Source organism: Alkalinema pantanalense CENA528 (assembly GCF_050753345.1).
Taxonomy (GTDB): domain Bacteria; phylum Cyanobacteriota; class Cyanobacteriia; order Leptolyngbyales; family Leptolyngbyaceae; genus Alkalinema; species Alkalinema pantanalense.
Map to the genome: position 1 here is coordinate 22,548 of NZ_JBLZFX010000071.1, position 8,251 is coordinate 30,798.

Sequence of the window (8,251 nt, forward strand, 5' to 3'; positions counted from 1 at the left end):
GCGATCGCAACAGTCCCCCGCCCAGACTAGGAGCAGAGTCAGGTTCCATGAAGTGATGATTCCTAATTTTGAGCAGCGTTATTTTGTCCTCAATCATTCCCTGGCCCTTTCCATTGACCCATGACGTCTACGTTTCTTGATTGGAAAAAATTGAAGTCGATCGTGCAGAGCCGACACCGTTGGCATGGACTCCACCGCTGGGCAGCCCTGACGGGGTTTGTCTTTATGGTGGGTTATATTCCCGTTCGGATTGAGATTGCTACGTGGAGCGCCCCCAAACCCCAAGCAATCTTGACCCTGGGCGGTGGCGAAAAACGCGAGATGTTTGCAGCCGAATTTGCTCGGAATCATCCCGATCTTGATATTTGGATTTCTTCTGGTCTAGAACGCGAAAAAGCAGAGGCTATTTTTCGTGCAGCAAAAATCGATCTCAGTCGAGTTCACCAAGACCGTAAAGCAACGGACACGGTAACTAACTTTACGACAATGCTAGCGAAATTTGAGCAGGAGAAGATTAACCATATCTATCTTGTGACCTCTGCTGAACATATGCCTCGGGCGACGGCGATCGCCACGTTGGTTCTAGGGAGTCGTGGCATTGCCGTGACATCTGTGACCGTGCCTTCCGTGGCGGAAGCAGAATCGCCCTGGCGAACAATCCGAGATGTGATTCGCTCTACCATTTGGATTTTTACGGGATGGACTGGGGCTGAATTCCGTCAGGACTACCAAGTTACGCAACTCAATGACCAACTGTTCGGGGCAGAAATGACCCATGAATCTGCAAACACAGAATCTGCAAACACAATCAATGAACCTCGCTAACTACACGATCGATGACTATACCCCCGGAGCCTCTACCTGGCAGCAATTGCTTTGGTACTTCATCGGTTCGCCGATCGTCCAAAGTTACTTCCTCCCTTGGTCAGCCCTTAAGGTGCAAATTCTGCGCTGGTTTGGGGCGTCGATCGGGCAGGGCGTTCGCATTAAGCCCGGTGTCAGGATTAAATTCCCCTGGCGGCTCGTAGTGGGTGATTTTGTTTGGATTGGTGAAGACGCATGGATTGACAATCTCGCCCCCGTTACGATTGAGAGCCATGTTTGCATTTCCCAATCGGTTTACCTTTGTACTGGCAACCATGATTGGAGCCATCCCCATTTTCAATTGCGGATTGCACCAATTTATATTCAGCAGGGCAGTTGGATTGCGGCACGAGCCACGATCGGGCCTGGAGTGACCGTGGGCGAAGGGGCTGTTTTAGTCCTGGGCGGCGTCGCGGGACGATCGCTCTCTCCCATGATGATCTACGCAGGCAACCCCGCTGAACCCATTAAAACGCGAGTCATTCATGCACCCACCGTTCATGCACCTACGATGTCAAAAATCCCTGAGATGATTACAAGGAGTCTAAATTAATGACAACTTCTCTTTCTGTCGGCCCTATCCAGCACTACGTCCAAGGCAATAGCTGGTTCGACCTGGCTAAGTACCAAAACCTGGGCAAGGTTAACCGCGTTTCCGTGAACCTGTCGGCTAGCAACCTCTGGTTGATCGATGCCAGCAAGCTCAGCCTGGTCAATGACTATGCGCCGCGCATCGCGTTCATCAACGAGAGCGCAGCCAACAAAAGCCCAATTAAACTGACGGCCCAAGGACAAACGCTGCAAACAGCAACGGTGTTCTCCGACTTGTCTGGCGTCAATAGCGCGTTGTCCTCCAAGGATGCGCCACTGCAGATGGGAGACTGGGTACAGACCTCCACCATTCAAGGCGGCACCAAGCTGGACTTCTCCGTGACGCCCAACGGGGTGGTCAACCCTGGAGCCAAGGCACTGAGCACGAATTCTACTCTGAACGCCATCAGTAAATACAACCCCGATGCGCCGGTGTACTGGACGGCCTATGCCGATCCCAAGGCCGATCGAATCATTCTGGCCTACGAAGACAACACCAACTGGGGCAGTGACAACGACTACAACGATGGGGTCATTGCGCTGGATCTCGGTGCTGAAAGCTTCCGGAACATCTTCCAGAACTACAACTACGGTCAAAACCCCAACATCAGCTTAAAGAGTGCTCAGTACGTTTCTGTTCCCTTTGAGTTGCACTCCACCGTAGGGATTGCGGTTGCGATCGCGATCGTGGCTCAAAAGTGGTTCTTCCAACGCAAGAAACTGCAATCTAAGCCGTTAGTGGTGTAAGTCACTCATTGCAGCCTATGCGTTGCCCATGAGTTGCTTTTTAGTTGTTGATTGGTTCATCGATCGAGGATTGCCTTTCAGGGGATTCTTACTTTTGAGGAAATCCTCGATCGGGCTTATTTTCTCCTAAGGTTCAGGGTGCATCTACTTCTTCACCTTATGCACTTTACGGAAACACTCTAGTTGTCACTATGATTTCTGCTCCTTTTTCCGTCTTCACTCATCTTGTTCAATCGCTCTTCAAACGCAAATCTAGCCCAACGGTGAAAGATGATGTGCAACTGACGCTGATTACCCAGTTCTATCCCCCGGACTTTGCCGCAACGGGGCAGTTCATGGATGAATTGGCGCAAAACCTCACCACCCAAGGCATGCAAGTCCAAGTCTTCACGGGACAGCCTAGTTACGCCTTTGATGCGACCGCTGCAAAAGCACCCGAAGTGGAAAAAATGGGCGAAGTACTCGTCCGGCGATCGAACTTTCTGCGCAGTGTCTCCCGCAAATGGGCCGGTCGTACCATCAGCAGTCTTGCTTTTTGTGCCCACGCTGCGCTCCATCTCCTCAAGCGGGAGCATCGTGGCGATATTTTGTTATTAACTAGTGAACCTCCCTTTCTCCAAGTTTTAGGTTATTTAATCAAACTCGTATTTGGTGTTCCGTTTGCCACTTTAGTCTATGACCTCTACCCCGATGTCGCTGTTGAACTCGAAGTTTTATCTCAAAACCATTGGCTCATTCGTTTCTGGGATAGCGTTAACCGTCGGGTTTGGAATGCTGCTGATAGCATTGTCGTTCCTTGTCAAACCATGAAGGATCGTATTGTTGCTAAAGTCCCAGAAGTTAGCGAAAAAATTATTGTTATTCACAACTGGGCAGATCCGACTTGGATTAAGCCCATGGTCAAAGCCCAAAATAGCTTTGCCCAGGAGCACCAGCTGACCGACAAATTTACCGTGCTCTATTCTGGAAATATGGGGCGTTGCCATGACATGGACACCATCATGGGCGCAGCGGTAGAACTGCAAAATGAGCCGGTGGAATTTCTCTTTGTGGGCGGTGGCCCCAAACGGGAAGAGTGCAAGCAACAGGCGGCTGAGCTAGGGTTACAAAACTGCCGCTTCTTGCCCTACCAAGACAAAGCGCGATTACCCGAATCCCTCACGGCCTGTGACCTCTCCCTCGTGAGCGTGGACGTAGACATGGAAGGCTTGGTCGCCCCCAGTAAATTCTACTCTGCGCTGTCTGCGGGTCGTCCCGTGGCCATCATTTGCGAAAAACATTCCTACCTGCGATCGCTGGTCTCCGATGCCAACTGTGGTGCGGCCATTAGTAATGGGGACAGCAAAGGCTTGGCTGGGTTTATCCGGTATTTGATGAAAGATCCGGAAATGACGGAACGCATGGGCAAAGCTGGCCACCGCTACATCCAGGAATACTTCACGCCCCATGAAATCAGCCAGCAATACTTCCGCATCCTGCGCCGTGCCGTGCTGAACCACGCTGACCTACACCAAGCCGTGGAGCAAGAGGAATTTTGCATTCACTACCAACCCATGATGGAGATTGGGACTCGCAAAATTGTGGGACTGGAAGCGACGATTCGCTGGCAACACCCCACCCGTGGCTTAATTTGCCCTGCGGAGTTTGAATCCGCTGCCCACGAAACCGGCTTGATCATTCCCCTAGGCTGGTGGTTGCTCCAGGGCGCATGTCAACAACTGCAAACCTGGCGGCAACAGTATCCCAATTTCGACCTCAAGTTGAGCATTAACCTCAGCAGCCAACAGTTTTTCCATCCCGAATTAGTCTCCCGGTTGGATACAGCGCTCCAGCAATACGATTTGCCGGGAAATGCGTTGATGCTGGAAATCAAAGACCAAGTGGTGATGGAAGATGCTGCGGCTACGACGGCGATTCTGTTGCAATTGCAAACCCGGAACATTCAAGTTTGCATTGACAACTTTGGGGAAGGCTATTCTACGTTAGATTATCTTCACCGCTTCCCAATTTCCGCCCTCAAGGTGGATAAATCCCTCGTCAGCCGCATTGGGGTTGATCCTAAAACGGTGAGCTTGATTGAAACGATCGTGATTCTGGCCAAAGACCTCGGCATGAAGGCGATTGCGGTAGGGGTCGAATCCACTGAGCAACTCTTGCGGCTCAAAGAAGTGGGCCTGAAGTATGCCCAGGGCTATCTCTTTGCCCCCAGCCAAGATGCTGAGCAAACCGCCCTGTTCCTAGAAACCTGTGGTCAGCAGGAATTGGTTCATCCCCTGCCTGCGGCTAATCTGCCCGTTCCCGTTACCAGCGTGAGTGATGAAACAAAACCCTTGGTGTTGATTGTGGATGACGATCGCTCCATGCGATCGATTCTCCGCACGGCCATTAGCCAAGCCGGATACCGCACCGTAGAAGCTGAAAATGGGAAGACAGGATTGGCCAAATTCCACGAACTGAATCCGGACTTAGTGTTGCTGGATGCCCTCATGCCCGATATGGATGGCTTTGCCTGCTGCCAAGCCATTCGGCAGTCAATCCAAGCCCAAGCGGAAGCGGGTGGAGTCTCTACGGCGGTTCGGTCAATCCCCATTTTGATGATTACTGCCTTGGATGATTCGGAATCGGTTGATCAAGCCTTTGCAGCGGGTGCGACGGACTACGTGACCAAACCCATTAACTGGGCTGTGCTGCGGCAACGTCTGCAACGCCTCTTGCCCACCACTCAGACCAAAGCGACGGTCAAACGGTAATCCAACCTCTCTGCTCCTAGCCTTTAGCCCCCAGTCAATGGGATAAATCATAGACCTGGGCACCTTCGTTAAAAAATAGACCCATCGACGTTGAATCTAGCGATCGATGGGTCTTGGTTTCAAAATCCCCCTCCTCTCGTCTTGGTTCACTGGTCACGCAGCCCCTGTCCTTTGTATCGATCTAGCCTTAGCAAACCGCTTGTAGGAACTGCACCAACACACCTCTTTGGATAACTTCATCAGCATCTTTCACCATTTCTCCACTTTGATTTGATATGCCTAATGTAATCCGCGAAAGTACTGAAAAATTTACATAAAGTTGACATTCATCCGGTTACTCAAAGCGTTTCTAGAAACATGAGGTAAGCGTGACAAATACACAACGGTTGTGTCGCGCTACTTGCAACTTTCACTAGGACGACAGGGACACCATGGGTAAGCGATCGGTCAAAGCTTCTGCACTCGGAATTGCTAAGGCAAAGCGAGCATTTGAACGCCGAGAATGGACTCAGGAATATTTGGCGAGTGCCGTTGGGCTGCAAACGCGACAATCCGTTTGGAAGTTCTTTTCCGGTCGTCCGATCGAACGTCATTTATTTATCGATATTTGTTTCCAATTAGATTTAGATTGGCAGGAAATTGCGGAGTTACCCCGTCTGGATGACGCGGAAGAGGATGGAACTGCCTTGCTATCGAATTCGGTTCATTCGGCAGGTGCGATCGCTGAAGATGCCCGTACGGCGATCACCTGGGAACACCTTTGGCACCTTGCCCAGAGCCGTTTTCTGCAATCTGAGTCAGCGATCGTCCCCGTTGCGCCCATTACCACTGGAGAATCGGAATTTTACATTGAGCTATTTCTAGCCTCCCAGGTCAAAGGACACCGTTGGTTAGAAGTGAATGATTTTCAACCCAACCGCGATTGGGAAGCCGTTCAACCTACCGTTGCTAAGTTATTTAGTGAGGCTGCATCCGACGCGTTAGCCTCCTTGGCCCTACCCACCACCCATCCTTTCCCAGGATTTGACTGCTCGAATGCGATGCACTCTGTGATGCCCGCCACCAGTCTTCCGGCACAATCTCGCTGGCTGATTTATGGTCGCCCCGGCAGTGGCAAAACGACACTTTTAAAAGCCCTCGCGATCGCAGAGTTGACCCAAGCGGAACCGGGCGATCGACTGCCTATTTTACTACCGCTACACACCATTCTTTCCACGGAAGCCTTTTCCTTTGAAACACTGATTCAACAACACTACTGCCAACTTTCGATCGAACAAAATCAGCAATGGCTAACGGAAGGTAAATACTGCTTACTGTTAGATGGTCTAGATGAATTACCGCTCGATCGTCGGACTGTTGTGATGCATGGGTTGCAAGCCTTGATGGTGCAATATCCCAAGGTCGCGATCGTGCTGACCTGTCGATCGGGCCTGCGGGATGTAAATGCTTCTGGATTGACGACCTGGGAACTGACGGATTGGAATGCGGAACAAATTCATTCCTTTGTGGTGACTTGGGCAGAATCGCAGGTTCATTACAATACCGATCGGGGAAAAACCTTTGCGGGCAAATTTCTAGCAGCGTTATATCAACCGCAGAACAAGCGTCTCCTAGATCTGGCAAAAACGCCCTTGATGCTGCAACGCCTGTGCGAAATTTTCTGGGAGCGTCAAGCGTTTCCCAGTCGGCAGTCCTTGCTGTGCCAGGATGTGCTGGAACTCCTAGTCTGGAAACGAGATCAACAACGGGGCGTGAATCGGCAATCCTATGGCTCTTACCTCACCATTGCAGAAGTTGTGGATTTGCTAGGACAACTGGCCCAAAAGTTCTTTGAAGAGGGTAACTATCTCTTTGATAAGTCGGAAATTCTGCCGATTTTGGCAACCTATTTAACTGGCCATGGTGAAGCGAATCAGTATCGCGATGCGGAATCGCTCTGGTTCGCCAGTGAGGCCCTGCTGGAAGCCTTAACGGTGGGCTACGGCATGCTGACGGAGGAAGCCCATTCTGTCTATGCCTTTTCCTACCTCAGTGTGCAGGAATATCTGGTGGCCCGACGATTCGCCACGCGATCGATGCTTTTGCCTCCTGCAATTCACAGCCCTCAAAGTCCCAGTGAGTCAACGGCAGCCCTGGCTCCAGCGCAACTGTCTGCTGACCAAATGCCCTGGCTCCAAGCCCTAGCCCAACGGGCGCTGGAACCTCGTTGGCGCACTGTGATTGAACTGTTGATTGAATTATTGCCGCACCCCACGCTGCTCTTTACCTACATGAAGCAATGCATTGACCAGATTGTGCAAGATGACTCGGAACTGCATGGCATTCTGCAATGGCTCGATCGTAAAGCGCAGCCCTTGGCGCATCAGTACCATCCGGCGGCTTTGCGTGCATTCTATTACCTCAGTCTGGAAAATTTGGGCCTAGATCTGGCCTTTGCCTTAGATCCCCAATTGGCTTGCCATCTTTCCCCGGAACTCAAACTCGATTTAGATTTAATGCATCTGTTCCATCAAGGGGAACAATTGCTCAACTACCCCACCTTAGACAATGCCTTTTCCCTGGGATTTTTAATCGGTTCATTGGGAGAAGGCGTCTTGGAACAACCGATCGTTAGCAGTTTCAAAGCGCAGTTACCCGAGTTATTAGAGGCCACCCAAAGCCAGCAATCCCTCGATCGTTGGTGCCGTCAATCCGGACGGGAATGGCTCAAGACCCTGCGGCAGATCAGTATTGAACAGCGAGATTTGGGCTATGGTTGGAATTTGACACCGGAACGCCAACAGAAACTACAAAATTACTATTGGGCCAATTATTTCCTGGTGAATGGACTGCGGAAACGGCATTCGGCACGTTCCATGGGCCAAAGCCCGATCGTACAAACGCTCATTTCTCCAGTAAACCAACAAGTTGCCCATTAAGGTCATCTAGAAAATATTCACCCACACCCAGCAGACAGTGCATCGTACCTAATGTCTCCAAATTTCTGCAAGTAGTTTGCAGAGAATCAATCAGAAGATTGATTCCCAATCAAGTTGTGATTGTACCTATTGCGATCTCCTCCTAAATCTCCGCGCTCACGCGCCACTATCCTAGAAATAAGAAAGACGGTGAAAGAATTTGACTGAATTCCCTCTTAATCAGAGGAGCCAGGGGATCTAAGCATTGATTAATCCATTGCGTATGAGTCAATTTAAAAGATGCACTTTCTAACCATGCCGAGTTAGGGAACAGCGTATAAATAAAATCCCAATTGGGTAGGGGGTAGGAGAGTAAAAGGGTAGGAGGGTGGGGGGATGAAG

General features: G+C 50.7%; 5 protein-coding genes. All 5 read left to right on the forward strand.

Annotated elements, in window-relative coordinates:
• The first annotated feature begins 120 nt into the window (after positions 1 to 120).
• The 5 genes from ACN4EG_RS19485 (at position 121) to ACN4EG_RS19505 (ending at position 7,870) form a co-directional block, all read left to right on the forward strand.
• Complete coding sequence (locus tag ACN4EG_RS19485; RefSeq protein ID WP_431631850.1) at positions 121 to 825, forward strand: YdcF family protein; 705 nt, start codon at positions 121 to 123, stop codon at positions 823 to 825.
• On the forward strand, positions 812 to 1,417 hold the full coding sequence (locus ACN4EG_RS19490) for a WcaF family extracellular polysaccharide biosynthesis acetyltransferase (RefSeq protein WP_431631851.1): 606 nt from the start codon (positions 812 to 814) through the stop codon (positions 1,415 to 1,417). The genes ACN4EG_RS19485 and ACN4EG_RS19490 overlap by 14 nt, the downstream gene beginning before the upstream one ends.
• Positions 1,417 to 2,202 (forward strand): hypothetical protein, encoded by a 786-nt coding sequence (locus tag ACN4EG_RS19495; RefSeq protein ID WP_431631852.1) that lies wholly within the window; start codon positions 1,417 to 1,419, stop codon positions 2,200 to 2,202. Before ACN4EG_RS19490 ends, ACN4EG_RS19495 begins: the two co-directional genes overlap by 1 nt.
• A gap of 191 nt (positions 2,203 to 2,393) precedes the next feature.
• Complete coding sequence (locus ACN4EG_RS19500; RefSeq protein WP_431631853.1) at positions 2,394 to 4,952, forward strand: EAL domain-containing protein; 2,559 nt, start codon at positions 2,394 to 2,396, stop codon at positions 4,950 to 4,952.
• 431 nt (positions 4,953 to 5,383) lie between these two features.
• A complete protein-coding gene (locus ACN4EG_RS19505; protein ID WP_431631854.1) occupies positions 5,384 to 7,870 on the forward strand; it encodes an NACHT domain-containing protein in 2,487 nt (828 codons plus the stop codon).
• The last annotated feature ends 381 nt before the right edge of the window (positions 7,871 to 8,251 follow it).

Excerpts from the sequence above, each read along its gene's own strand:
- ACN4EG_RS19490 (WP_431631851.1), top strand. The coding sequence starts at position 812 with ATGAACCTCGCTAACTACACGATCGATGACTATACCCCCGGAGCCTCT.
- ACN4EG_RS19500 (WP_431631853.1), top strand. The coding sequence starts at position 2,394 with ATGATTTCTGCTCCTTTTTCCGTCTTCACTCATCTTGTTCAATCGCTC.
- ACN4EG_RS19485 (WP_431631850.1), top strand. The coding sequence starts at position 121 with ATGACGTCTACGTTTCTTGATTGGAAAAAATTGAAGTCGATCGTGCAG.
- ACN4EG_RS19505 (WP_431631854.1), top strand. The coding sequence starts at position 5,384 with ATGGGTAAGCGATCGGTCAAAGCTTCTGCACTCGGAATTGCTAAGGCA.
- ACN4EG_RS19495 (WP_431631852.1), top strand. The coding sequence starts at position 1,417 with ATGACAACTTCTCTTTCTGTCGGCCCTATCCAGCACTACGTCCAAGGC.